Origin of the sequence: Bacillus cereus group sp. BfR-BA-01350 (assembly GCF_022663775.1) — a bacterium.
GTDB lineage: Bacteria > Bacillota > Bacilli > Bacillales > Bacillaceae_G > Bacillus_A > Bacillus_A paranthracis.
Map to the genome: position 1 here is coordinate 23,925 of NZ_JAKUGD010000012.1, position 25,779 is coordinate 49,703.

Genomic DNA, 25,779 nt, shown 5'->3' on the forward strand with positions numbered 1-25,779 from the left:
ACGAATTACTAGATTATAATAATTATAAATTAGTAATTGATATCACATAACAACTCAAAAGGAGATTGATCATAATGAACAAACAAGTAATCGAAGTATTAAACAAACAAGTAGCAGACTGGAGCGTTTTATTCACAAAACTACACAACTTCCATTGGTACGTAAAAGGACCTCAATTCTTCACATTACATGAGAAATTTGAAGAACTTTACACAGAATCAGCTACTCACATCGACGAAATTGCAGAACGTATTTTAGCAATTGGTGGTAAACCAGTAGCAACAATGAAAGAATACTTAGAAATATCTTCTATTCAAGAAGCAGCATACGGAGAAACTGCAGAAGGGATGGTCGAAGCAATCATGAAAGACTACGAAATGATGCTAGTCGAACTGAAAAAAGGCATGGAAATCGCTCAAAACTCTGACGACGAAATGACATCTGACCTACTACTAGGCATCTACACAGAACTAGAAAAACATGCTTGGATGCTACGCGCGTTCTTGAATCAATAATAATTAAAAGCGGAAGCGGCTCGTTCAGAGTCGCTTTTTTCTATGAAATGATCGCGCGTTCTGGTACATGAAATTTATATCGACGATTTTTCAAATATATCGACGATAACTCACAATATATCAACGATTTTTTCATTATATCGACGATTCGACACAGGATATCGACTTACCGACAAATCACGACAATATTAGCACTTCCCCATTCCCCACTTTCATCAATATATTACAATCTCTTTTATGCTAAAATATAGGAAACACCCTTTAGTAAAATAGATCCAAAAAAGCTTTTCCATATTCATCATTTACTACTTAAATGGCGGGAGTGGTTCAGTTGAAAGACTACTTAATTAGAGCATTTTTTGCGTTAATAACAGTTGGGATTGTCTTACTTATAGCTAATATTTTCAATATACGTATCGAGGTTAAAGACTATGCTTTCCTCATTGTCTTAGCAATTGGTGGCGGCTGGGGTGGCTGGTACTTGTATAAAAAACAAAGTAATCAAAATGATAAAGGCATTCCAAAATAATACGGAATGCCTTCCTTATTGTTTCCGTCTATAGTAAATAATTAAATTCAAACCACTAATACAACCAATCGCAATAAGCATACAAAACGATTGTGCATCTCCACCTAAATTATACTCATCAACAATAAACCCAGACATAAACAACGTGATCGCGGAAACACCGATACATAGTATCGAAATAAACCAAAGCGAAAACGCATTAATAAGCTCTTTCTTCTGTGTTGAAACAATTAGCATAACAAGAATAGATGCCGCTAAAATACATTTAAAAACCGGCCTTAAAAATATGAATTCCTCCATCTATTTCTCCTTTTCCAAAAACATTACACCTTAACATTAACATATTTAACCAAATTAAAAACACATGCCTTTTCAAGATAAAATGACATGTGTTTCCAAAAATTCCTATACAATTGTATTATGATAGTTGCTTCCACTTCGTTCCTAAAATAGGACGCTCGTAATTTTGTATCTTATGAATGAGTGTATCTGCCGTTTCAGCGGCAACGATTAACTCTTTATTCGATGGATTCATGAATCCTTCTTCTGCTGCACGTTCAACCATTTGCAGAATTGGTCCATAAAAATCTTTTATGTTCAATAAACCAACTGGCTTATTATGTATACCAATTTGTGACCAACATACTGCTTCAAATAGCTCTTCAAACGTTCCATATCCGCCTGGTAGTGCAATAAAAGCATCCGCAAGCTCTGCCATTTTCGCTTTACGTTCATGCATCGTTTCTACTTCAATTAATTCTGTTAACCCTGTATGAACGATCTCTCCTCGGAATAGACCGCGCGGCATAACACCTGTTACACGGCCACCTAAGCGAAGAACTTCGTTTGCTACTTCTCCCATTAATCCGACGCAAGAACCACCGTATACAAGCTCATAATCATTCTCAACAAACATTTTACCTAATTCAATTGCCTGCTCTTTGAACTCTGGTCTCTCCCCTAAATTGGAACCTGCAAACACACAAATCTTTCTCATCCTTACACCCCAAAACTATATATTGTTATGATACAATGAACATTGTACAACATATTGAGGGGATGAGAAAGAAATGGATATCGTCGCATTTGAAAGATGGGTTGAGGAATTTTACGAAAAACGAAGCTGGTCACAGTATAATGCCTTTATTCGGTTAAATTTCTTAACAGAGGAAGTTGGGGAAGTTTCACGCGTTGTTCGCGCAATCGAAATCGGTCGGGATCGCCCTGATGAAAACGTGAAAACAGAAGAAGAGCTAAAACAAGAACTAAAAGAAGAACTTGGTGATGTACTATCTAATCTTATTATTCTTTCGCAAAAATATGATTTGGACTTACAAGACATTATGGACGCACACGTCACAAAGCTTTCGAAAAGGTTCGAGACATCCAAATGAGAATATTATCAATTATGGTATAATATTCTTGTCACAATACTAAGGGGGATTTTATGTTATCAAAAAAATTGCACGACGCACTAAACGATCAAATGAACTTTGAATTTTACTCTGCCCACGCTTATATGGCAATGGCTGCTTACTGTACAGCCGAAAGCTATGATGGATTCGCTAACTTTTTCCTTGTACAAGCTGAAGAAGAACGTTTCCACGCAATGAAGCTTTACAACTACATTAATGACCGCGGTGAGCGCGCTATTATTACTGGATTTGATAATCCAAATAACGAATATGAATCTGTACTGAACGCTTTTGAAGTGGCACTTGAGCACGAGCGTGAAGTAACGAAACGTATTTACAACCTATCTGATATCGCTTGGGATGAGCGTGAACACGCAACAATTACATTCTTAAAATGGTTTGTTGATGAGCAAGTAGAAGAAGAAGCTTCATTCGATAGCATCATCCAAAAATTAAAGCGTATTACAAGCGATTCAAACGCATTATTTATGCTAGATGCTGAATTAGAGAAACGTACATTTACGCCTTCAGCTGAGTAGTATTTCAATCACCTTAATGAATGGATTAAGGTGATTTTTTTATTTCTTCTCTAAGTTGAATAACCCTCGCCACATCCTTTTTATAGAGCCCAGAAACCTTTTCAACAAAGTCACTATGAGTAAAAGTTCCATCTCCTTCTTCTACTATGCTTAAATATCCATGTATAAATTTCAAAAACGCTCTAGCATCTTCTCCAGTTAAACGATTAATGTTATCTATAACCTCATCAAATTCCTTTAAACTATTCTGTTCTTTCACCCTAATTCCCCCTCTCCACACTATTTATCATACCAAAATAAAAAAGCCGTTCATCCCTCTAGGCGAGAGATAAACGACCTCTTTACTATTTATTAAAGCATAACCCCAACGATAACCGCTGATAATATACTTACTAACGTTGCACCGTATACAAGTTTTAATCCGAATGATGATACAACGTTTGCTTGTTTGCCATCGATACTCTTCGTTGCACCTGCGATAATTCCGATTGATGAGAAGTTCGCAAATGATACAAGGAAGATAGATAAAATACCTACTGTACGAGCTGATAAATCACCAGCTACTTTACCAAGGTCAAGCATTGCAACGAATTCGTTCGTTACTAATTTCGTTGCCATAATTTGTCCTGCTGTTAGCATCTCTGATGTTGGGATACCCATTACGAATGCTAATGGTGAGAAAATGTATCCTAAAATGCTTTGGAATGTGATTCCGAAAATTGAATCGAATACACCGTTAATTGCTGTAATTAATGCTACGAAACCGATTAACATCGCCGCTACTGTTACAGCGATAGAGAAACCAAGCATAATATATTCGCCTAACATTTCAAAGAATGTTTGCTTTTTATCTTCTTGTAATTCTAAAATGTCGTCTTCTTCTTTCACGTCATATGGATTAATAATATGAACGATAATGAATCCACTAAATAAGTTTAATACAAGTGCCGTTACTACATATTTTGGATCAATCATTTTCATATAAGAACCGACAATTGACATCGATACTGTAGACATGGAAGATGCACAAAGTGTGTATAAACGATTTTTCGGTAATTTACTTAATTGATCTTTTACTGTAATGAATACTTCCCCTTGACCAACAATCGCAGCTGCTACCGCATTATATGATTCTAGTTTTCCTAAACCGTTAACTTTGCTTAATAGGAAACCGACTGCACGAATGATAATCGGTAAAATTTTAATATGTTGTAAGATCCCAATTAGTACTGCTAAGAAAATAATTGGTAATAATACTGTTAAGAAGAATGGTGCTTGTCCATCATTTGCTAGACCACCAAATACGAAATTAACCCCTGCTTCCGCAAATTTTAAAATAGCGCCAAACCCATCTGCAATCCCTTTTACTAATACAAATCCGACCTTTGTATTTAGTAAGAAATACGCAAGTACCAATTGAATGACAAGCATAAGTGCAATTGGTTTATATTTAATTTTCTTGCGATCTGAACTGATAAGGAACCCTAGTACAAATACTACAAGTAAACCGACTAGAAACATTACTATTTTCATATGTGAATCCTCCACTTCTCCCACGAGTTATTGGTCGTATAACGTATAACGAATGACGTCTGACCATTGATGTTAAAAAAATTTAAAACCCCTAAATACTATTCAACTGTTATCTAAGATCAGTAAGCGTTTACATAAATTGCAATTTATTAAAGGTAGCCTCTTCTCTCCTACCATACTTGAAAGTCTGAAATTGATACCACCTACAAATCAAATTGTAAGCGTTATCTAACTGAAAAGCAATATAAATTTAAAAAGATTTTTATATGTTAATATATTCCTAATTAATTGGTTTTTCTATGCAAATTTACCATAAAAAAATAGCCCTAGCTATGAGCTAGGACCATCTTTTTTATAACATAACACCAACGATAATCGCTGATAGAATACTTACTAATGTCGCACCGTACACAAGGCGTAGACCGAATGATGATACAACATTTGATTGATTTTCATCGATACCTTTCGTTGCACCTGCGATAATCCCGATTGATGAGAAGTTCGCAAATGATACAAGGAATACAGAAAGAATACCAACTGTACGAGCTGATAAATCACCAGCTACTTTTCCAAGATCAAGCATCGCAACAAATTCGTTTGATACTAATTTCGTTGCCATAATTTGTCCCGCTGTTACCATCTCTGCTTGCGGAATACCCATTACGAATGCTAATGGTGAGAAAATGTATCCTAAAATAGCTTGGAATGTAATACCGAACATAGAATCAAACAAGCTATTGATTGCTGTAATTAATGCTACGAAACCAAGTAACATCGCTGCTACCGTAATCGCGATTGTGAAACCAAGCATAATATATTCGCTTAGCATTTCAAAGAACGATTGTTTTTTCTTATTTTCTAATTTCAGTGTATCTTCTTCTTCTGTAATATCGTACGGGTTAATAATATGAATAATAATGAAACCACTAAATAAATTTAATACAAGTGCTGTTACTACATATTTTGGTTCGATCATTTTCATGTAAGAACCGACGATTGACATCGATACTGTCGACATAGAAGATGCACATAATGTATATAAACGATGTTTTGGGATTTTACTTAATTGATCTTTTACTGTAATAAATACTTCCGCTTGCCCAACAATAGCAGCTGCTACTGCATTATATGATTCTAGTTTTCCTAGACCATTTACTTTACTTAACAACGTACCAATAGCACGAATAAATATCGGTAAAATTTTAAAGTGTTGCAGAATTCCGATTAAAACGGCAAAGAATACGATTGGTAATAACGCTGTTAAGAAGAATGAAACCTCTCCTTTATTAACAAGACCACCAAATACGAAAACGATTCCAGCTTCCGCATATCCAAGAAGTGCGCCAAATCCATCTGAAATTCCTTTTACTAAAATATAACCAACTTGTGTATTTAATAAGAAATAAGATAACGCTAGCTGAATAACAAGCATAATTGCGATTGGTTTATACTTAATCTTCTTACGATCGGAGCTTATAAGAAAACCGAGTACAAATACAACGAGTAATCCTATAAGAAACATAACAAACTTCATTAATAAAATCCTCCATTTAACTCTTCATTAACGTTGAACGTCTGACCACTAAAACAAGAAATAACCCGAACTTTCCATTTCCCCTCCAAAATCTTCAATCAGATAGGAAAAATCATAAAACCTCTTGTTTCAAAGGCATTTTCCATTCTAACATAAATCACAACTCATATCCGCACTTTTCTTTAAAAAAATTACATTTTATTATAAAACACTCATTAATGTTCGTCTTTTACTACCGACAAATATCTGGATAAAACAAAAAAATGAGCATCAAGTTTCACTTGATGCTCACCTCATTATACCGCTTTTTCTTTATCTGCTACTTGCTCTTCCCAGCACTCTGTATTTTTCAGACCTGGAATTGAATTCGCATAGAAGACTGGATCTTTTCCTTGTTTCTTTTGCTTTACGTAATCTGATAACGCTGCAAAAGCATACTTAGAAAGGAATACGATTGCAACTAAGTTAATAACAGCCATAATACCCATGAATAAATCTGCTAAATCCCAAACGATTTGAATTGTTGCTACAGAACCTAACATAACCATACCAAGTACAGCAATGCGGTATGCATTTAATAGTACTTTACTTCCATTTAAGAATTCAATATTTGTTTCACCATAGTAGTAGTTACCTACTAATGAACTGAATGCAAACAAGAAGATTGCCACTGCTACAAATATAGAAGCCCATGGACCGATATGTTGACTTAACGCCTGCTGCGTTAATTGAATACCATTTAAATCAGCTGCATTATGCACATCTGATAAAAGAATGATAAATGCTGTACAACTACAAATTAATAATGTATCTGTAAATACCCCTAAAGTTTGAATGAAACCTTGTTTAACTGGGTGCGTTACGTTTGCAGTCGCAGCCGCGTTCGGCGCACTACCCATACCAGCTTCATTTGAGAATAATCCGCGTTTTACCCCTAGTAAAATCGCAGCTCCTAATCCCCCACCTACTACTTCTTTAATTCCGAAAGCATGTAAGAAAATTTCTTTAAACACATATGGAATTGCCGTAATGTTTGTTACAACAACGAATAATGCCACTGCTACATAAATGATTGCCATTACTGGAACGATCATTTCAACCGCGCGAGCAATTCGTTTTACTCCGCCGAAAATAATAACTGCAAGTAGACCAGCCATTACAAGACCTACTAATCTACTATCTGTTTTGAATGCCCCATCAAAAGCAGCTGCTACAGTATTAGATTGTACAGCGTTAAAAATTAACCCGAAACTTACTGTTATTAATACAGAGAAAATAGCTCCAAGCCAGCGTTTATTTAAACCCTTTTCCATATAATACGCTGGGCCACCACGGAACGTATTCCCATCTTTTACTTTATAAATTTGCGCTAATGTGCTCTCTACAAATGCAGAAGCACCCCCAATTACCGCGATTAACCACATCCAAAATACTGCGCCTGGTCCACCTGCTGAAATTGCGATAGCTACACCAGCTAAGTTACCAGTACCTACACGAGAAGCTGTACTCATACAAAAAGCTTGGAACGATGATACACCGCTCTTCTCTTTTTGTGCTTTCCTCGTTTTCGAACTTGCCCCATCCCCAAGCAATCGAATCATTTCACCGAAGTAACGAACTTGGACAAATTTCACACGAAACGAAAAGTAAAGTCCTAACCCAATTAACATCGCAATAATGATATATGACCAAAGGACATTATTTATATCCCCAATTACCTTAGCTAAAAAATCCATAATTGCATTGCCCCCTCTTCCTAACAATAAGAAAATTATATTCTAAAAACTTTAAACAATCAACAATTTTCGACAAAAAAATGTTAGGTTTTCTAACATGTAATTGTTACCAAACATAACATCATTATTTTAGAAAAATGAACAAACTAAATTCAACCTTATTTCATTAAACCATTTGACAAACACACCTAACTGTAACTATAATGATTACATCGGGTTGTAACAAACCTAATTACAATACATTCATTCACTTTCAGATATACACGTTAACAAAACACTTTGGAGGGATTTATTATGAAAATCGGAATTATCGGAGCAACTGGTAAAGCAGGAAGTCGTATTTTAAAAGAAGCATTAGATCGCGGACATGAAGTAACTGCAATCGTAAGAAATGCTGCAAAAATTACAGAAGAAAACGTAAAGGTTTTAGAGAAAGACGTATTCGCTCTTACATCTAACGACTTACAAGCATTCGACGTAGTTGTAAATGCATTTGGTGCTCCAGCAGGACAAGAACACCTTCACGTAGATGCAGGAAACGTACTTATTGAAGCGATGAAAGGTGCACCTAACACAAAATTACTTGTAGTCGGCGGCGCTGGAAGCTTATTTGTAGACGAAGAGAAAACAACACGTGTATTTGAGACACCAGGTTTCCCAGGCGAATACCTTGCAACAGCTCAAAACCAAGGTAAAAACTTAGAAATCCTGCAACAAACTAACGATATTACTTGGACATTCATCAGCCCTTCTGCACTATTTGCATTAGGAAAACGCACAGGTTCTTATACAGCTGGCAAAGACAACCTGCTTGTTAACTCAAAAGGCGATAGCTACGTAAGTTACGAAGACTTCGCAGTAGCAGCACTTGATGAAATCGAAAATCCAAAACATGTAAACGAACGCTTCACAGTTGTTTCTGAAGCTGAGTAATAAAAAAAGCTCGTAAAACGTTATGTTTTACGAGCTTTTTTTATTATTGCACTTGTTCTAAACCACTTGGAGTAATTTTAAAGGAAATTTCTTTAAACTTTTTCTTATCTCCTTTTCCAACGAACTCACTATTTTTGTACCAGCTTAAACGATCTGATTCGGCATGATACACTTTTACTACATCACCATACTCAAACACCATACCATTTACTTGTTTCGCAAAATTCTGCGACGTTTCTTGTCCTTCTGCTGTTACATGCTTTTTCTCATTATTATTTTGATCATATAATGTAATTCCCATATATAATTCATTATTAAAGTAACTATGAATTTGTTCATTTGTATACGTTACATGTAGTTTCTTATCATCATGATTTAACGTTACAATAGAACGAACAACATTACTAAGCCCTTGGTATACAATGCTATCTCCATATGTTACTTCTACAGGTACTTCCGTCACTTTCTTATTTCCAAAACGATCTTTCGTTTCTACTTTGACTTTTTGTTCACCGATTTTTGTTGTATTTGGCTTTTCTACAAAACCTACTACTTCTCCATCTTTCATTTGAACAAAGTCTTTTGCATTTAATTTTTCAGCGTCTGTTCCGATGACTACTTTTTGCGGCACTGCCGTTACTTCTTGTTGAGCTTCCATTCTCTCGAAACCTTGCTCTGTCACTTTAAAGAACACTTCATGTACACCATACTGCGTATCCACTAGTTCGTTCTTTTTGTACACTTTAAATCTATCAAACTCTCTTTGATACACTTTTACGATATCCCCATATTCAAAGGCCGTTCCATTAAATTGTTCTGCAAATACTTTCGTATTCTCAGATGCTTTTACCGATAAAGCTTTCTTCTCTTTTCCACCTTTATCATATACAGTCATCGCCATATATTGCTCATCTGCAAATGAAGTATGCATTGGTCCTTCTGAATCTGTTATGCTAAATTTCTTTTCTTCATGATTTAATGTAACAATCGATTTAACATTCGTTCCACCATGCCATGTACCGAAGAACATAATACTATCTCCATAAATCACTTCTACAGGTACTTCTGTCACTTGCTTATTTCCAAAACGATCTTTCGTTTCTACTTTGACTTTCTGTTCACCGATTTTTGTTGTATTTGGCTTTTCTACAAAACCTACTACTTCTCCATCTTTCATTTGAACAAAGTCTTTTGCATTTAATTTTTCAGCGTCTGTTCCGATGACTACTTTTTGCGGTACTGCCGTTACTTCTTGCAACATATCCATTTTCTCGAAACCTTTTTCTGTCACTTTGAAGAATAGTTCTTTTGTTCCTTTTTGCTCACCTTGACCAGTAAGAGTATTATTTTGATACCATTTCAAACGATCCGGTTCCGCATGGAATACTTTCACTACATCTCCATACTCAAACTGCGTACCATTCACTTGTTCTGCAAAGTTCTTTGAAGTTTCTTGTCCTTCTGCTGTTACATGTTTTTTCTCTTTTCCTTCTCCATCATATAACGTGATTCCCATGTATAGCTCTTTATTAAAATACTTATGAATCTGGCTATTCATATCAGTCACATGGAATTTCTTCTCCTCATGCTTTAACGTTATAACCGAAGCAATGTTATTGTCATATCCGACATACGCGATACTATCTCCATAAATCACTTCTACAGGTACTTCTGTCACCGCTTTATTTCCTAAACGATCTTTCGTTTCCACTTTTACTTTTTGTTCGCCAATCTTTGTTGTATCCAGCTTTTCTACAAATCCAATTACTTCTCCATCTTTCACTTGAACAAAGTCTTTCGCTTCTAATTTTTCAACATCTGTTCCAATTACTACTTTTTGCGGTACTGCCTTTACTTCCTGTAAACTATCAATTAGTTCATATCCTTGTGGTGTAATTTTAAATAATTTTTCCTTTTTACTATTTGCTTCTCCTTGATCTACAAGTTCATTATCATGATACCATTCTAAATATCGAGGCTGAATATGGTATACCTTAACAATATCCCCGTATTCAAACGACGTTCCATCTAACTCTTTCACGAAATTCTTTAGTCCCTCATGTCCTTCGGCTGAAACATTCTTCTTTTCATTTCCGTTTGCATCATAGATTGTAACACCTACATATTTTTTATCTCGATAACTATGATTCAATATATTTCTTACTAATGTCGCATTAAATTTCTTGTCCTTATGCTGTAAAGTTAGCACCGAGTTTGTATTCCAATATGTTTTAAATAACATACTATCTCCGTATACTCCATTCACAGAAACCGGAACTGAATTAACATTTCCATTTTCATCTATGATCTCTACATATACAATTTGCTTTCCACTTTCCTGTTTAGACCATCTAATTTTTCCGGATACCTTTACATTTTCACCTAAGTTTTGTACTAACTCACTTGCCTTTTCTTCATCTAACTCTTTCCCTGATCCTGTTCCTATTAAAACATCTGGTACTGTATTTACAGCTTCACCATAAGGTGCTTTATATGGTTTCACTTGCGTTTCACGAATAGGGGCACTATCTCTCGATAACCATATTTCGTTTTTCGGTTCAGGCAATTGCAGCTTCCCTACATTTTCTACCGTATCAGGGTCCGCATGTAATCCCCATTTTTCAAAGTATGAAATTAAATTTTGCCCTGCTACTTTTGAGGCCGTATAAATAAATAGTTGTTTCTTCTCTCTATCGGTAACAACTTGATCTATATCTAATAGTGGATAATCTGCATCAGACATTACTCTATACATTTGATGAAGTTTTGGATAAAACTGATCTCCATAGATTAAATGTAACTGCCAAAACATTATAATTGGATCCGAGCTATCAAAATCCTTTTGATCGTTTGGTTTATTAAGATATTCAAAAGCTTGTTCATAACGACCATCTACCTCCATACGAGAGGGATTTCCAAAGCCTGTTTGAACAGCTAAACTGTAAATATTCGCAATTACTTCCTCCATCCCTGCCCATTCCCAAGGTTGTTGCTGATGTAAATGCCCTACTTCATGCCAAGGTCCCCAGCCCTTATTCTTAAACTTGTCGATATCTAATACAAATTCCATCGATTCTTGTGCATATCCCGTGTAATAATTAGTCGCATACATAAAGGGATTCGTTGGATATTTAGCCTCAATAAACTGAACATAATGTTCGCTAGCCTTCGCCATTCCAGGACCATCTTCTGATAATCCAGATAAGTTGTTTTCAATACGAATCGCTTCATCATGTGCCTTCATTAAATCTGTCGGATTTGTTTTTTCCATGTTCTTTTTCACTTTATCGTAACTGGCAGTAATTAAACTTCTTTCCCCTTTTAATTCTATCGCATAAGGATCTTTGTACTTTTTAAGCATTTCATCCCAATCTTTTTTCGTATGTTTCCCTAATATAAATAAAGGAAAATGACTACCACCACTTGTAACAGTTGCAGTAATCTCACCTGTATCATTTAAATTATAAAAGTATAAAATCCCTCCATTAGGAGCTGAAATTATATTTTTCCCCGGCTTTAAATCAAATTCTTTCGGGTCTTCCTTGTCATAACTACGTGTCCCTATGAAAGCCTTAATAGCATGGCTTCCTTTTATTTCAATAGTAATTTCTTCATTTGGCTTCGCATAAATTCCAGTTGGCTCATTAGGCGAAAGTTTATATAAATACTTTAAGCGTTTCCTCTCTTCTTCCACATCGCCTTTCCCCGGCAACTGAAATACTCTCTGCTCAAATTTATTCTCTTTAACCTCTTCTAAATTCCCGCCCTTATTCTCTTCCAAAGGTGCGGCATATCCTTTCGATGCTTCAAAAGCTACTGGTGATAATAATGTAGATATACATATACCAGCTACTAACACCCTACTCGTCTTTTTCTTCGACATAATCTGTGTCCCCTGTTCCTTTATTTAGAGAAACTATCCTATATATTCATTTAATAAACAATCCTATTATTTTTATAAAAACATTTAATGAATAGGCTAACACCTCGCGCACCTGTATCTATTACTACCGCATTCCCCCCATGTATTCGCTTTCTTACATTGTAAAATTTTTATGTAATATGCCCTCCTCACGTCTCTCTATTTGTGATGAGTTCTCTTCGTACATAAAAAGCGAATAGTAAAAGATATACTTTAGTATTGTCATCTATACATCCAAAAATAAAAATAGCAATAGAATCTTACATTTTCTTCATATATGACCATCTATAGGTAGTTTTTCCAACTGAATTTTACACGCTTTCTACTTTGTTTGATAGCCTTCCCAATCAGAATGATGTTACAATTTTGTGAATTTAATTCATTAATCGTAACGTTTAGATTTTATTATATTTCGTTATTTCTAAATAGTTTTTCTACCATTAAAACAGTGTTTTATATAGTGAATAATTATTTTGATATAACTTTAAAATTCATATATAAAAAGCATTGGTTAACACCAATGCTTTCATCCTTACCTTTTATATTGATTCGGTTTATGTGGTTCGTTTGGAGTATGTGGTTTATTATTATCATGACCATTTCCTTTTTTCCAACTCACTGATAACTCCGGACTTGTTTCTTCTTCACTACGCTCAAGTAATACAACTGCATTTTGAATTGTTGGTGTACCTTTATGTGCAATCCCTTGTAGCTTCGTTAATTTCCCTATTACTTTAAAGCTAAAACCACCAGCTGGTGTTTGTTTCGGAATTAAAATGCGGAACTTTTCTCCTACATTAAATTCTGTTTTTGTTTCGCCTTTTTCATTTACAAATTTCGCTCCTGCTGGTGCACCTGTTGCTTGCACTTTATACGTTCCACTTTTTGCATTTGTTTCTACTGTATATAAGCCTGTTTCAAAGAAATCATTTTTTAATACTGCTTCTTGTTCTTCTGTAGGAGTTACACTCATTGTAATTTCTTGTAACTCTTCACTAGCGCTTGCTTTTGCAACGATATCTTTCGTTACCTTTTCTACATTTTTATTGCGGAAATCTAAATCATTAATATCGATTTGCTTTAAAGCATTCCATACTGCAAGCTGCGTTGCATAATGAGCTTCTCTCCAATCAGAAACACCTAATTCTTGCGGGCTCTTTTGTGGATATCCATTTAATAATACACGGTATACGTTAATATCCACTTTCCCCATTTCCGGTAAATCTTGACCGCTTGGAGATTTTAAATCTACATTTAAGCAAAAAGCAATTTTGCCATCTGCCGTTTTAATAAGCTCTGTTCGGATTGGTTTCTTCTTAGACTTACTATAACTCCAATCCATTTGATACTTTGTATGGTCCATCACTTCTGCGAATGCTTTTTGAAGCGGGAATAACACAAATAAAACACTTAAAAACATAGCTAAAAGTTTGAACGATTGCTTTATATTCATGTTTACAGCCCCTTATAACAAACTTGATACTAAGTAGTATTTATTTAGAAACTATTTTTATGCAAAAAAAAGAGTGCTTTTACGCACTCTTCTTTCTTACCCTAATCTTAGAAATCGAAGTTATCAGGATCTGGACCAACGCGGTGATTTTGGTTTAACGCATCGATTTTTTCCATATCTTCTTTCGTTAATTCAAAGTTAAATACATCAGCATTTGCAATGATGCGGTGTTCTTTCGTTGATTTTGGAATTGTAATTACTCCATTTTGAAGATCCCAACGTAAAATCACTTGCGCTGTTGTTTTGCCGTGTTTCTCAGCAATCTCTTGTAATGTTTCGTTATCTAATAATTGACCTTGCATTAATGGTGACCATGCTTCCATTTGAATACCTTGTTCTTTACAGAAAGCTTGTAGTTCTTTTTGTGTTAAACGAGGGTGGTATTCTACTTGGTTAATCATTGGTTTAATTTCTGCATCTTTCATTACATCTTGTAAGTGATGGATTTGGAAGTTACTTACACCAATTGCACGTACGCGCTTTTCTTTATAAAGTGTTTCTAACGCTCTCCACGTATCTTTATATTTTCCTTCTGAAGGCCAGTGAACAAGATATAAATCTAAATAATCTAGTCCTAATTTTTTTAGACTCTCTTCGTATGCAGCGATTGTTGTTTCATATCCTTGGTCTGCGTTCCACACTTTTGAAGTGATAAATAAATCTTCTCTTGAAATACCAGTTGCTTCGATACCTGCACGAATTCCTTCACCTACAGCTTTTTCATTTCCGTAAATTGCAGCTGTATCAATGCTGCGGTACCCTGCTTTAATTGCTGATTTTACAGCTTCTACAAGTTCTGGTCCTTCTTCTACTTTAAATACACCTAAACCGAACCAAGGCATTTCTACACCGTTATTTAATACTGCTTTACTTTGTAAGTTTTTCATTTTATTTTCTCTCCTTTTATTTTACTTGATCTCTTTTTTCTAATGTCATGCTCCACGCTGTTAAAATAACAGCGGCTACTACCATAAGGCCGCCTACCCAAGCAGTATGGATTAATCCTAACGAATTCGTTACAAGGCCACCTATATAAGAACCTAAAGCGATTCCTCCGTTAAATGCGGCAATATTAATTGCTGAAGCAACATCCACCGCACTCGGAACAAAACGCTCTGCCAATATAACTACATATACTTGTAGCCCCGGAACATTCATAAATGCGAATAGTCCCATGAAAATAATTGTGATTAATCCAGCTACTTTAAATGGCGCTGTAAATGTTAAAACAAATAATATAATCGCTTGAATTAAGAACATGTAAAATAGCGCTCGAATCGGATTATGATTCGATAATTTTCCGCCAACCATATTCCCTATCGCAATTGCAATTCCATACACTAATAAAATGATGGTAACGGTACTTGCTTCAAATCCTGTTACTTCTTGTAATAATGGAGATAAATACGTAAATGTTACGAATGTACCGCCGTATCCAAGTGCAGTAATAATGAAAACTAGTAATAGTCTTCCGTTTTTAATGAGTTTGAATTGATCACGAAACGATACAGGTACACCATTTTTTAAATTAGATGGGACTAGTATGCTGTTTGCGATAAAAGCAATAATTCCAATTACGACAATCGCCATAAATGACGCTCTCCAGCCAAATTGTTGACCGATAAACGTTCCAATTGGCACACCTGTAATAGTCGCAACTGTTAATCCAGTAAACATAATGGCAATGGCGCTAGCACGTTTATTCTCTGGGACGATTGCGGCCGCAATTGTAGATCCTATCGACATAAACACACCATGTGCAAAAGCAGATACAATCCTTGCGATAATTAATATAGTGAAACTTGTTGCTACTGCCGCGATCCCATTACCAATAATGAAAATAACCATAATCCACATTAATAATGTCTTTCTCGACATACTAGCCGTTAGCGCTGTTAAAACAGGAGCTCCTACTGCCGCCCCTAACGCATATAGGGAAACAGTTAAACCAGCTGTTGTAACCGAAACATTTAAATCTTTTGAAATAGATGGTAATAAACCGACACTAATAAACTCGGTCGTCCCAATTCCAAATGCACTAATTGCTAGTGCTAATAAAGCAAACATACTTCTTCGATTCGTCTGAACTTCCGAAGATGGTACTGTATATGAACTCAATTGAATTCCTCCTTATTACAAGAAATCCAATCATAATAGTGCGATAAAAAGGCCCTTTTATCTTCTAAAAAAATATATTTAATCTCTACAAATGCTATTATGAATGGTTTCATTCTTTTTTTGAAGAACGCACTTTAAAGTACGATAGGCACCAAAAAGTAACATAGTCACTTTTCAGTACCGTACTACTCATTTGCCTCTTACATGTGCTATTATGAAACATATTTAACATGATAAAAAGTACGTACTTTAAAGTGCTATAGGTACTAAAAAGTAACATTTGTATGATTTAACTTATTTTACTCACAATGGGAGGGTTTCATATGAAGCAATACAATATTCCTGTAGAGGCAACTTTAGAAGTTATCGGCGGCAAATGGAAAGTTGTTATCCTTTGTCACTTAACGAAAGGTACAAAGAGAACGAGTGAATTAAAACGCTCAATGCCTGGTATTACACAAAAAATGTTAACACAGCAATTACGTGAATTAGAAGACGACGGCGTTATTCAAAGAAAAGTATACAACCAAGTCCCGCCAAAAGTAGAATATTCTCTTACTGATTACGGTTGGTCTTTAGAATCCATTCTTGATTCTCTTTGTTCTTGGGGCGAATGCCATCTTGAAAAAGAAGGTAAGACATCGATGCTAATTGCGGAAGGTGAATAATAGGAAAAAGGAAAAAACGAACATGAATTTGTTCATTTTTTCCTTTTTTTCTTATTATATATGTACATTTCTAACTGAAACAAAATATTTTATACGCTTTCATACCTTGTCAGTACTACGTTATACGCTCGATATCAAATAATTAGGAATCATTTTTATGTTAACATAGGTGTATATAGTATATAATATAGGATATATATTATATACACTTTCCGGTAACGGAGCTTTTCCATTATGCGGACAAGCCATATATCGGACAGTTCATAAATAATAAGTAAGACGTTATGGTTTTAGATTTATGTTTGCAACTTAGTTGCTGTCATAAATTTAAAGGCATTTTATTGTGTTTTGTGAAACTTTGTGTAAAGTTTCGTAACCGTTTACTATCTTACTTATCAAAAATAAGAGTATTGCTATCGTAAAGGAGAATTGGAGATGCCAGAAACTATGACTCAAACAAAGCCAGAACAAGAAACTGTACAAATTTCTGCTAGCCAAGGACAACTTGATGTACTTGATCAGTTGTTAAAACCTGAGGTACAAGAATCATTAACAACACTAGTAGAACAGCTTCCAAAATTAACTGAGCTTGTTAACATTTTAACTAAGTCTTATGACTTCGCTCAAACTGTTGCTACTGATGAAGTATTAAAAAGCGACACTGTTGGTGCAATCACAGAGCTTGTAGAACCTGTAAAAGATACAGTAAAAAGCATGGCTGCTACTGCGATCGAAGCGAAAGATCGTGCTGACGAAAGCAACGAAGTTATCGGCCTATTCGGTCTTTTAAAATTACTAAAAGATCCACAAGCACAAAAAATGTTCCGCTTTGTGAACGCATATCTTCAAATTAGTGCAGAACGTAACAATAAATAAGTTAACTTATAACAACAATTAGTAAAGACGGGGGATATCATACTATGTCAAAACAAATTGTCATCTTAGGCGCTGGTTATGGCGGTCTTCTTGCCGCTTTAAACGTACGTAAATATTACAGCAAATCAGAAGCACAAGTTACAGTGATTAACCAATACCCAACACACCAAATCATCACTGAACTACACCGCCTTGCAGCTGGTAACGTGTCTGAGCAAGCAGTTGCAATGCCACTTACAAAGCTTTTCAAAGGTAAAGATATTGATCTTAAAATCGCAACAGTTGAGTCATTCTCAGTTGATAGCAAAGAAATCAAATTAGCTGGCGGCACTACTTTATCTTACGATGCACTTGTAGTTGCTTTAGGAAGTAAAACTGCTTACTTCGGTATTCCAGGACTAGAAGAAAACAGCATGGTATTAAAATCTGCTGCTGATGCAAACAAAATCTACAAACACGTTGAAGACCGTATTCGTGAATACGCGAAAACGAAAAACGAAGCTGATGCTACAATCGTAATCGGTGGTGGCGGATTAACTGGCGTTGAGCTAGTTGGTGAGCTTGCTGACATTATGCCTAAACTTGCAAAAAGCCACGGTGTAAATCCAAAAGAAGTTAAACTTCTTCTTGTTGAAGCAGGTCCAAAAATCCTTCCAGTATTACCAGACCACTTAATCGAACGTGCAACTACTAGCCTAGAAGCACGCGGCGTTACATTCTTAACTGGTCTTCCTGTAACAAACGTTGCTGGCAATGAAATTGACTTAAAAGACGGTCAAAAACTTGTTGCTAACACATTCGTTTGGACGGGCGGCGTTCAAGGTAACCCACTAATCGGTGAATCAGGTCTTGAAGTAAACCGTGGTCGTGCAACAGTTGATGCATACCTACAATCTACTTCTCACAAAAACGTATTCGTTGCTGGAGACAGCGCTGTTGTCTTCGCTCCAGACGGACGTCCATACCCACCAACTGCACAAATCGCTTGGCAAATGGGTGAGTTAATTGGATACAACTTATACGCAGCACTAGAAGGCAAAGCATTCGAAGAGTTCGCACCTGTAAACTCTGGAACACTTGCTAGTCTAGGACGTAAAGATGCTGTTGCTACAATCGGAGCAAGCAATACTCCACTTAAAGGCTTACCAGCATCATTAATGAAAGAAGCAAGTAACGTTCGTTACTTATCACACATTAAAGGTCTATTCAGCTTAGCTTACTAATCTGAATATAAGCCCGAATCATGCCCTGCATGGTTCGGGCTATTTTTATCCCACTTTAATGGGCAGTAAGACCCCCACCTCAAAATTCAGCGAAAGCAAAGCAGTTAGTTGGGGGATCAACTGCCCATAAAAGTCCGATTGGTGAGGGCTAATAATCAGTGGGGATGAGGAAAACCCCCACTGATTAAAGTTTCACTTTATCCGTAATTTTCTCTAACTTATTTATTCGGCAGAAGAATAATATAACCCTTTTAATTATCTAAATTTACTGATTATTTTATGTCCAAATTGTGTATACGAAAAGATGGAAGTATTCTTCCTACTCCCATCCTTTCACACAAACTATTCGCCTAACTTCACAAGACTGTAATTCTTCTTCCCTTTACGAATAATAATGAATCGTCCATCAAATGAATTCTCTACCGTAACATCCGTACCTACATCCGTTACTTTTTCGCCATTCATAGAAATAGCTCCGTTATTAATATCTTCACGCGCTTGTCGTCTAGATGGTTCAATACCTAAATCAACTAGCCATTCTACAATGTTTTTCGTCTCTTTTGAAGACTGGAATGTTGGCATTTCTTTAAAGCCTTGTTCAATTTCATCAGCTGTTAACGATTTAATATCTCCGCTAAATAACGCTCCTGTAATTTTCACAGCTTGTAGCAATGCTTCCTCTCCATGAACGAATTTCGTCATTTCTTCCGCTAATACTTTTTGCGCTTCACGTTTATGAGGCTCTGTTTCTACCTTCACTGCCAATTCATCGATGCGCTCTTTCGTTAAGAATGTAAAGTATTTCAAGTATTTAACGACATCACGGTCATCTGTATTTACCCAGAACTGGTAAAATTCAAATGGTGTTGTTTTTTCAGGATCAAGCCAAACTGCACCACCTGCTGATTTACCAAACTTCGTACCATCTGATTTCAATAATAACGGAATCGTCAATCCAAATACTTTTGCTTCGTGCCCTTCTAACTTACGAATTAAATCTAAGCCACTCGTAATATTCCCCCATTGGTCACTACCGCCAATTTGCAGTTGAACATCTTCTTTCGTGTATAAATGATGGAAGTCCATCGCTTGCAAAATTTGGTACGTAAATTCTGTGAAAGAAATTCCTGTATCTAAACGACTTGCTACGATGTCCTTTGCTAACATGCTATTAATGCTAAAGTTTTTCCCGTAATCACGTAAAAACTCAATAATATTTATTTCATGAGTCCAATCGTAGTTATTTACCATCTTCACTTCGCTATTTCCGCCAAAATCAAATAGCTTTTTCATTTGCGCTGTTAATGCATCTACATTATGCTGAACTACTTCTAACGTTTGAAGTTGACGCTCTGATTGACGTCCACTCGGATCACCGATTGTTCCTGTTGCACCGCCAATTAAAATAACTGGATGATGGCCGGCTAACTGGAATCTTTTCATCATCATAAACGGAATCAAATGTCCAATATGCATACTATCACCAGTCGGATCAACTCCGCAGTATAGCGAAATCTTTTTCTCTTCTACTAGCTTACGTAAACCTTCTTCGTCAGTCTGTTGATTAACAGCACCGCGCCATTCTAATTCATCAATGATATTCATCTTTTGTCATCCCCTTTATTTTTTAAAAACAAAAAGTCCCTATGTCTATGACATAGGGACGATGATTCACCGTGTTACCACCCAGTTTGTATAAATAGCATAGCTACTCATACCACTCTTAGCAATAATATCGATTGCCAATCCGCTTAGCATTACCTAAGATACTCCAGAGTGTAATTCGCAAATTTGTTTGTGCTAGGTTCCAGCATCCCCTAGCTCTCTCATTAACAGTGACAAACTGCTACTGGGCTCTTTCAACGTATGTTATTTGTTAAATTATTAGCCATTATATTGAATTGAAAACAAATTGTCAACAATACCCAAATGTTATTTTAAAATAATTCGCAGTTTCATACGTATATGTTATTCTTTATCTTCTCCAATAATCCTTACTTCACGCTCTAACTTCACGCCAAATTTCTCTTCAACTGTTTTTTGTACGAAGTGAATTAAGTCGATGTAATCTTGTGCTGTTCCGTTATCAACATTTACCATAAATCCAGCGTGTTTTAAAGAAACTTCCACTCCACCAATTCGCTTACCTTGTAACCCTGAGTCTTGAATCAATTTACCAGCAAAGTTATTTGGTGGGCGTTTAAATACACTACCACATGAAGGATATTCTAGAGGCTGTTTTGATTCACGTTTAAACGTTAAATCATCCATTTTTGCTTTAATTTCTTCATGTACACCTTCTTCAAGTTCAAATCTCGCTTCAAGAATAATGTAATGGTTGTTCGCAAATACACTCTTACGATATCCAAATTCAAATGCTTCTTTCGTCAAAGTACGTAGCTCTCCATCACCTGTCATTACGACAGCTTCTGTTAATACATACGAAATTTCACCGCCGTATGCACCTGCATTCATATATAATGCTCCGCCAACTGAACCTGGAATACCACAAGCAAACTCAAGCCCCGTTAAGTTATGTTCTAGTGCAATACGTGATACGTCAATAATTGCTGCACCGCACTGTGCTACAATCGTCGTTCCTGTTACAGTAACACCTGTAATATGAATTAAACTTACTGTAATCCCGCGAATTCCACCATCTTTAATAATAACATTCGATCCATTTCCTAAAAACGTAACTGGAATATTATATTTGTTCGCATATTTAATAACTTCTTGAATTTCATCATAATTTGTCGGCGCAACGAACACATCTGCTTTTCCACCAACTTTAATATGCGTATGATTCTTTAACATTTCATCTTGTTTCACATGACCTTCAGGCAATACCGTACTTAAATATTCATAAACCTCTTGCATATTCATTTTACGATTCCTCTATTTCTATATTCTTTTTATCCCGTTATACGGGCCCATAATATCCCCACATACATGAACGAACTTAAAGTGGTGGATACAGTGTACCCAAAATCAATTCGAGACACCTATTAACCTCTTAATTTATAAGAGGTGCCACTCATATTAAAATATATATTGCATAATAAAGCAACCCAAATGGGCTACTAAACTTGACATGTCATCAGAAAGACAACAATTTGTAAAATATATTACTTTTTCAAAACACTACCCTTCAGTATCTTACTATACCACACGAAAATAAAGTGGTATTTTTTTGTAATCTTTACTTTATTTTCATCAACAAAAAAGATGCTTTTACATAGGTAAAGGCATCTTTTTCATTACTTATTTTAAATTACTTTTCGTTCTCTTCTTTTTCTTTATCAAACCATAACAGTTCATCGTTATCCACTTCACCATTATAATTGATTAAGATTTCTTCTCCTGCTTTTATATCTTTATAAGCATAGAAGTTAAATGTATGATTCTCAAAGACAATATCATACGTCGCATTCGGTGTATATGAATGATTGAATAACATGCCGTATCCTAAAAGGATTGCCGTATGATTAATCCCATACTCAAATGCGTAGTCAGCAAGTAATGTTTTCTCAATGTGTTCATGCTGTTCATTCGGATAAGAGATAACTGGCGCTGCGTGTATCAACTCACCTTTTTTAATATCACGAGTTGCAAATACACCTCTATTAAATTCTCCATCACTAAGTTCAGAAGTCTTAACTTCGATCATATACGTCACCTTTTTAATTCTTTCTTTGAAGTATTTTAATTCCGCTATTAGCTGAATTTCATCTTCTTAAGCTTGGCAGAAAACGAGCAGAAAAGCAATTAAAATCCGAGCAAGTCTTCGTTTAAATGAAAAAAGGGCACAAACGTTGTGCCCTTTTTAAGTGATATTACTTTTCTAAAATATCTTCTAACAATTTCACTTGCTCGCTAACAGTATGTAATGTCTTCACCGATGTATCATTTCGATGCTTTTCTTCTTCCACACTTGCTAACACTTCTTCTGTAGCCGCAGAAGTTTGCTGTATTACATTGGAAGCATGTGTAACATCCTTTACGATATTCGTCGTTTTAACTTGGAAACTTTCTTGATGACCAACAATTTCTCGCATTACATCATTAATTTCATCAATAAATTTCCCTAAATCCGTTACATTTGTTAAAACACTTACTAACATTTCATTACATTCTTCTTGTACTCTTTCTGATTTCTCTACTTGCACTTCTACCTTACTTGCTTGATTACTAAACTCCTTCAAAATCCCTTGAATTCTTCCCGCAGAACGATTCGATTCCTCAGCAAGCTTTAATACTTCATTCGCTACAATCGCAAATCCTTTCCCATGCTCACCTGCTCTTGCAGCTTCAATATTTGCATTTAAAGCTAGTAAACTCGTCTGACTTGAAATATTCGTTATTACATCTACAATCTCATTAATTTGCTTCGATTGCATCATTAAATCTCTAAATATAACTCCTGATTGTGAAATAACATCATTTAAACTTTTCATATTTGCTTCAAAGTTTCTTAAAGTATGTACACTACCCTTTGAAATTTCTAAGCTTTCATCAACACGAATCGATGCATTTCTTACTTGAGAAATGATTTGTTCAATATTTCCTTCCATATCGTTCAATACTTCTACTGAACGTGACATCATCTCTGATTGTGATTGTGTACCAACTGCTACCTCTTCAAAAGCAAAATTAATGTCACTCATCGACTCCATCGATGTATTCATATTTTCTCTTAAACAATTGAAATTACGATCTAGTTTCACAACTGTTTCTTCAATAAGCCTTTGCGTCTCTTCTAGCTCCTGAGCTTTTCTCATTACTTCTTGCTTCTCATCACTTAAACGAGCCAGCAAGTTAGAACCAATTTTCGTGACGCCCCACATAGCGATTGTTACGATTGCTAACAAGCTTGCGAAGTTTGCAGCTTCAGATGCAGCTGTATAAGCAAAAAATTGCTCTGGCCAATAACTACAAAGGATAAATGTGATTACAACTGCCACTCCGCCTAGAATTACAACGAGGCGTTCACTTAAATAAATAAGTGAAACGGCTAGTGTAAAATAGACCATTTGAAATACAGCTGGGCTTTCATTAAAAGCTTGTACCATAATGAAAGACATCATAAGCAACATAAATGTCATGATATATTTATACGTCGTTTCCATGCTTTTTATAAAAGTAAGAAGTGTTCCAAATACAACGACAGAAATGCCACAAACCCAAAACGCGATTGCTCTCTCTGTAAAAATATATCCGTAATACCCAATTGCGATGATTCCAAGGAAGAAACTACAAATCGTAATAAACAGCAATAAATGATTTTTCTGTGATTCTTTCTCAAGGTTAGAAAAACAAGTTTTCTTTAACCATTCCATATATAGTCCCACCTTCTGCACTTAATTACTTCAGCTTAAATACCGCACTCACTGGGTTATGATCACTATTTTCAAACTTTAAATCTTTTCCTTGCACATTTACAATTTCAACATTCGGTGAAACGATAAAGCCATCAATAATCGTGACGAAGTTTTCACCTTCTACATATTTCTTCACATCGTCTCTCACTGTCATAACAGACGGGTCTACAGCCCATTTAAATCCACCATCAGTAAAGTCCTTCGGTAACTCTACTAACCACTCAGGACGCTCCTTCACAAACTTCGGATCACTTAATTGAACGTCAGAAACTAATTGATTCCAATCTCCGCCCATTATTACGTAATCACCATTTTTATAATGCTTGTTCATATATTCTTTTAAAAACTCTACTTGCTGTTTTCTAATTTTCCCGCCTTCATCGTACGCAGACAAATGTAAGTTTACAAGTCTAACATGCTTTCCATTATTAACAGGGATTGTATGTTCAACAATCGCCCGATCTAAATCAAATAAACGCTTCGGCCAAGGCTCCATTCCAGGAAGCTGGAATCTCTTCGCTTCTTGAACAGTGTATTTAGAAAACGTACTTAATCCAGCCTCCGCATATCCCATTGGATTTGTTATTGGTACTGGAACCCATTTCGTATCGTAGTTCTTGCCAAATGACGAAGCATAATCAGGTAATCCTTTTTTCAAAAATTCATGTTCATTTACATCAAAAGATCGCATTGATTTTATATCAACTTCTTGTAACAACGCAAAATCACTATTCTCATTTTGTAAAAACGAAAACATATTCTTTAGGTTAACTTCCGTTTGCTCTTTACTACTTGAACCAGATCCCTTTCCCCCATCCATAAAGAAATCTTGGTCCTTATCTAATCCAGCATATCCAATATTAAATGTTGTAACTTTAAATTCATTTCCTGTCGCTAATACGCGCTCTTTATTATTTTCCACCTTCAAACTTACAACATCAGCAGGCTGCTCTTTAGTAAGTGTCATATACCCTAAAAAAACACCTACCACTCCCAATGCTACTAAAATACATATAAGTACTATTTTTAATAATTTCTTCAAATAAACGCCCCTTTTCTAAAACACACAACTTAATTTTCCTTATTTTCAGTTAACTAAAACTGAATGACAACATACGAAATATTTTATCACACCAAAAACCTTATATCACTATATTTAGTTTATAAGCAATATTTCTTACTCTTACATTATCAAAAATACAAAATGCTCCAACTCCTTCACTGGAAATCAAGCGGAATGTTTAGTACACTATATGTAATAATCATAGGCGATGGAGTTCGCCATAAACGCTGCTTAGCTAATGACTCCTACCAGTATAACTACTGGTAGGAGTCTATTTTTTT

At 35.6% G+C, this 25,779-nt stretch carries 23 protein-coding genes, 1 riboswitch and 1 other annotated feature; of the genes, 8 read left to right on the plus strand and 15 right to left on the minus strand.

Annotation, left to right across the window (positions count from 1 at the left end):
* Positions 1-74 precede the first annotated feature (74 nt).
* On the plus strand, positions 75-515 hold the full coding sequence (locus MR147_RS21735; RefSeq protein WP_001041890.1) for a Dps family protein: 441 nt from the start codon (positions 75-77) through the stop codon (positions 513-515).
* A gap of 331 nt (positions 516-846) precedes the next feature.
* Positions 847-1,044: a hypothetical protein gene (locus tag MR147_RS21740; RefSeq protein ID WP_000656318.1), complete on the plus strand. Its 198-nt coding sequence runs from the start codon at positions 847-849 to the stop codon at positions 1,042-1,044.
* Positions 1,045-1,059: 15 nt separating this feature from the next.
* Here the strand turns inward: MR147_RS21740 and MR147_RS21745 are convergent, their stop codons facing one another.
* Positions 1,060-1,344: a hypothetical protein gene (locus tag MR147_RS21745; RefSeq protein ID WP_242304731.1), complete on the minus strand. Its 285-nt coding sequence runs from the start codon at positions 1,342-1,344 to the stop codon at positions 1,060-1,062.
* A 118-nt stretch (positions 1,345-1,462) separates the two neighbouring features.
* Positions 1,463-2,041, minus strand: coding sequence for an LOG family protein (locus tag MR147_RS21750; RefSeq protein ID WP_074606996.1), 579 nt, complete (start codon positions 2,039-2,041; stop codon positions 1,463-1,465).
* Between the two features lie 73 nt (positions 2,042-2,114).
* Between MR147_RS21750 and MR147_RS21755 the strand changes: the two genes are divergently transcribed.
* Both MR147_RS21755 and MR147_RS21760 read left to right on the plus strand, forming a co-directional pair.
* On the plus strand, positions 2,115-2,438 hold the full coding sequence (locus MR147_RS21755; protein ID WP_000355737.1) for a MazG nucleotide pyrophosphohydrolase domain-containing protein: 324 nt from the start codon (positions 2,115-2,117) through the stop codon (positions 2,436-2,438).
* 53 nt (positions 2,439-2,491) lie between these two features.
* Positions 2,492-2,998, plus strand: a complete 507-nt coding sequence (locus MR147_RS21760) for a ferritin (protein WP_242304732.1) — start codon at positions 2,492-2,494, stop codon at positions 2,996-2,998.
* Between the two features lie 25 nt (positions 2,999-3,023).
* On the opposite strand, the gene MR147_RS21765 is transcribed toward MR147_RS21760, so the two are convergent.
* From MR147_RS21765 to MR147_RS21780, 4 genes are all read right to left on the minus strand, one after another.
* Complete coding sequence (locus MR147_RS21765; protein ID WP_048557411.1) at positions 3,024-3,257, minus strand: hypothetical protein; 234 nt, start codon at positions 3,255-3,257, stop codon at positions 3,024-3,026.
* Between the two features lie 92 nt (positions 3,258-3,349).
* Positions 3,350-4,531 carry a NupC/NupG family nucleoside CNT transporter gene (locus tag MR147_RS21770; RefSeq protein ID WP_000706846.1) on the minus strand — a complete coding sequence of 394 codons (1,182 nt, stop codon included), beginning with the start codon at positions 4,529-4,531 and terminating at the stop codon, positions 3,350-3,352.
* A 352-nt stretch (positions 4,532-4,883) separates the two neighbouring features.
* Positions 4,884-6,065, minus strand: coding sequence for a NupC/NupG family nucleoside CNT transporter (locus tag MR147_RS21775; protein WP_074606994.1), 1,182 nt, complete (start codon positions 6,063-6,065; stop codon positions 4,884-4,886).
* 296 nt (positions 6,066-6,361) lie between these two features.
* Positions 6,362-7,801 (minus strand): alanine/glycine:cation symporter family protein, encoded by a 1,440-nt coding sequence (locus tag MR147_RS21780; RefSeq protein WP_000346383.1) that lies wholly within the window; start codon positions 7,799-7,801, stop codon positions 6,362-6,364.
* Positions 7,802-8,095: 294 nt separating this feature from the next.
* Here MR147_RS21780 and MR147_RS21785 point away from each other — a divergent pair, with 294 nt between their 5' ends.
* Positions 8,096-8,734: an NAD(P)-dependent oxidoreductase gene (locus MR147_RS21785; protein WP_000689887.1), complete on the plus strand. Its 639-nt coding sequence runs from the start codon at positions 8,096-8,098 to the stop codon at positions 8,732-8,734.
* Positions 8,735-8,777: 43 nt separating this feature from the next.
* Here the strand turns inward: MR147_RS21785 and MR147_RS21790 are convergent, their stop codons facing one another.
* From MR147_RS21790 to MR147_RS21805, 4 genes are all read right to left on the minus strand, one after another.
* On the minus strand, positions 8,778-12,617 hold the full coding sequence (locus tag MR147_RS21790) for a putative mucin/carbohydrate-binding domain-containing protein (protein WP_242304733.1): 3,840 nt from the start codon (positions 12,615-12,617) through the stop codon (positions 8,778-8,780).
* A 571-nt stretch (positions 12,618-13,188) separates the two neighbouring features.
* A complete protein-coding gene (locus MR147_RS21795) occupies positions 13,189-14,109 on the minus strand; it encodes a thioester domain-containing protein (RefSeq protein WP_074606990.1) in 921 nt (306 codons plus the stop codon).
* Between the two features lie 107 nt (positions 14,110-14,216).
* Positions 14,217-15,056 (minus strand): aldo/keto reductase, encoded by an 840-nt coding sequence (locus MR147_RS21800; RefSeq protein WP_000793541.1) that lies wholly within the window; start codon positions 15,054-15,056, stop codon positions 14,217-14,219.
* Positions 15,057-15,072: 16 nt separating this feature from the next.
* On the minus strand, positions 15,073-16,236 hold the full coding sequence (locus MR147_RS21805) for an MFS transporter (protein WP_002037401.1): 1,164 nt from the start codon (positions 16,234-16,236) through the stop codon (positions 15,073-15,075).
* A 374-nt stretch (positions 16,237-16,610) separates the two neighbouring features.
* On the opposite strand from MR147_RS21805, the gene MR147_RS21810 reads away from it, so the two are divergent.
* The 3 genes from MR147_RS21810 (at position 16,611) to MR147_RS21820 (ending at position 19,054) form a co-directional block, all read left to right on the plus strand.
* Positions 16,611-16,955, plus strand: coding sequence for a winged helix-turn-helix transcriptional regulator (locus tag MR147_RS21810; protein WP_000816344.1), 345 nt, complete (start codon positions 16,611-16,613; stop codon positions 16,953-16,955).
* A gap of 435 nt (positions 16,956-17,390) precedes the next feature.
* On the plus strand, positions 17,391-17,831 hold the full coding sequence (locus MR147_RS21815) for a DUF1641 domain-containing protein (RefSeq protein ID WP_001115309.1): 441 nt from the start codon (positions 17,391-17,393) through the stop codon (positions 17,829-17,831).
* A gap of 44 nt (positions 17,832-17,875) precedes the next feature.
* Positions 17,876-19,054 carry an NAD(P)/FAD-dependent oxidoreductase gene (locus MR147_RS21820; protein ID WP_000043204.1) on the plus strand — a complete coding sequence of 393 codons (1,179 nt, stop codon included), beginning with the start codon at positions 17,876-17,878 and terminating at the stop codon, positions 19,052-19,054.
* A gap of 342 nt (positions 19,055-19,396) precedes the next feature.
* Here MR147_RS21820 and tyrS read toward each other — a convergent pair whose 3' ends face one another.
* The 5 genes from tyrS to MR147_RS21845 form a co-directional block, all read right to left on the minus strand.
* On the minus strand, positions 19,397-20,659 hold the full coding sequence (gene tyrS, locus MR147_RS21825) for a tyrosine--tRNA ligase (RefSeq protein WP_074606988.1): 1,263 nt from the start codon (positions 20,657-20,659) through the stop codon (positions 19,397-19,399).
* A 51-nt stretch (positions 20,660-20,710) separates the two neighbouring features.
* Positions 20,711-20,926, minus strand: a binding site (T-box leader).
* Between the two features lie 96 nt (positions 20,927-21,022).
* Positions 21,023-21,940: a UDP-N-acetylmuramate dehydrogenase gene (gene murB, locus MR147_RS21830; RefSeq protein ID WP_001057091.1), complete on the minus strand. Its 918-nt coding sequence runs from the start codon at positions 21,938-21,940 to the stop codon at positions 21,023-21,025.
* Positions 21,941-22,328: 388 nt separating this feature from the next.
* Positions 22,329-22,724 (minus strand): SET domain-containing protein, encoded by a 396-nt coding sequence (locus MR147_RS21835; protein ID WP_000573649.1) that lies wholly within the window; start codon positions 22,722-22,724, stop codon positions 22,329-22,331.
* A gap of 166 nt (positions 22,725-22,890) precedes the next feature.
* Entirely contained in the window at positions 22,891-24,393 is a 1,503-nt protein-coding gene (locus tag MR147_RS21840; RefSeq protein WP_074606984.1) for a DUF4077 domain-containing protein, read from the minus strand.
* 25 nt (positions 24,394-24,418) lie between these two features.
* Positions 24,419-25,477 carry an endonuclease/exonuclease/phosphatase family protein gene (locus MR147_RS21845; protein ID WP_242304734.1) on the minus strand — a complete coding sequence of 353 codons (1,059 nt, stop codon included), beginning with the start codon at positions 25,475-25,477 and terminating at the stop codon, positions 24,419-24,421.
* A gap of 216 nt (positions 25,478-25,693) precedes the next feature.
* Positions 25,694-25,753: riboswitch (Fluoride riboswitch) on the plus strand.
* Positions 25,754-25,779: the final 26 nt, after the last annotated feature.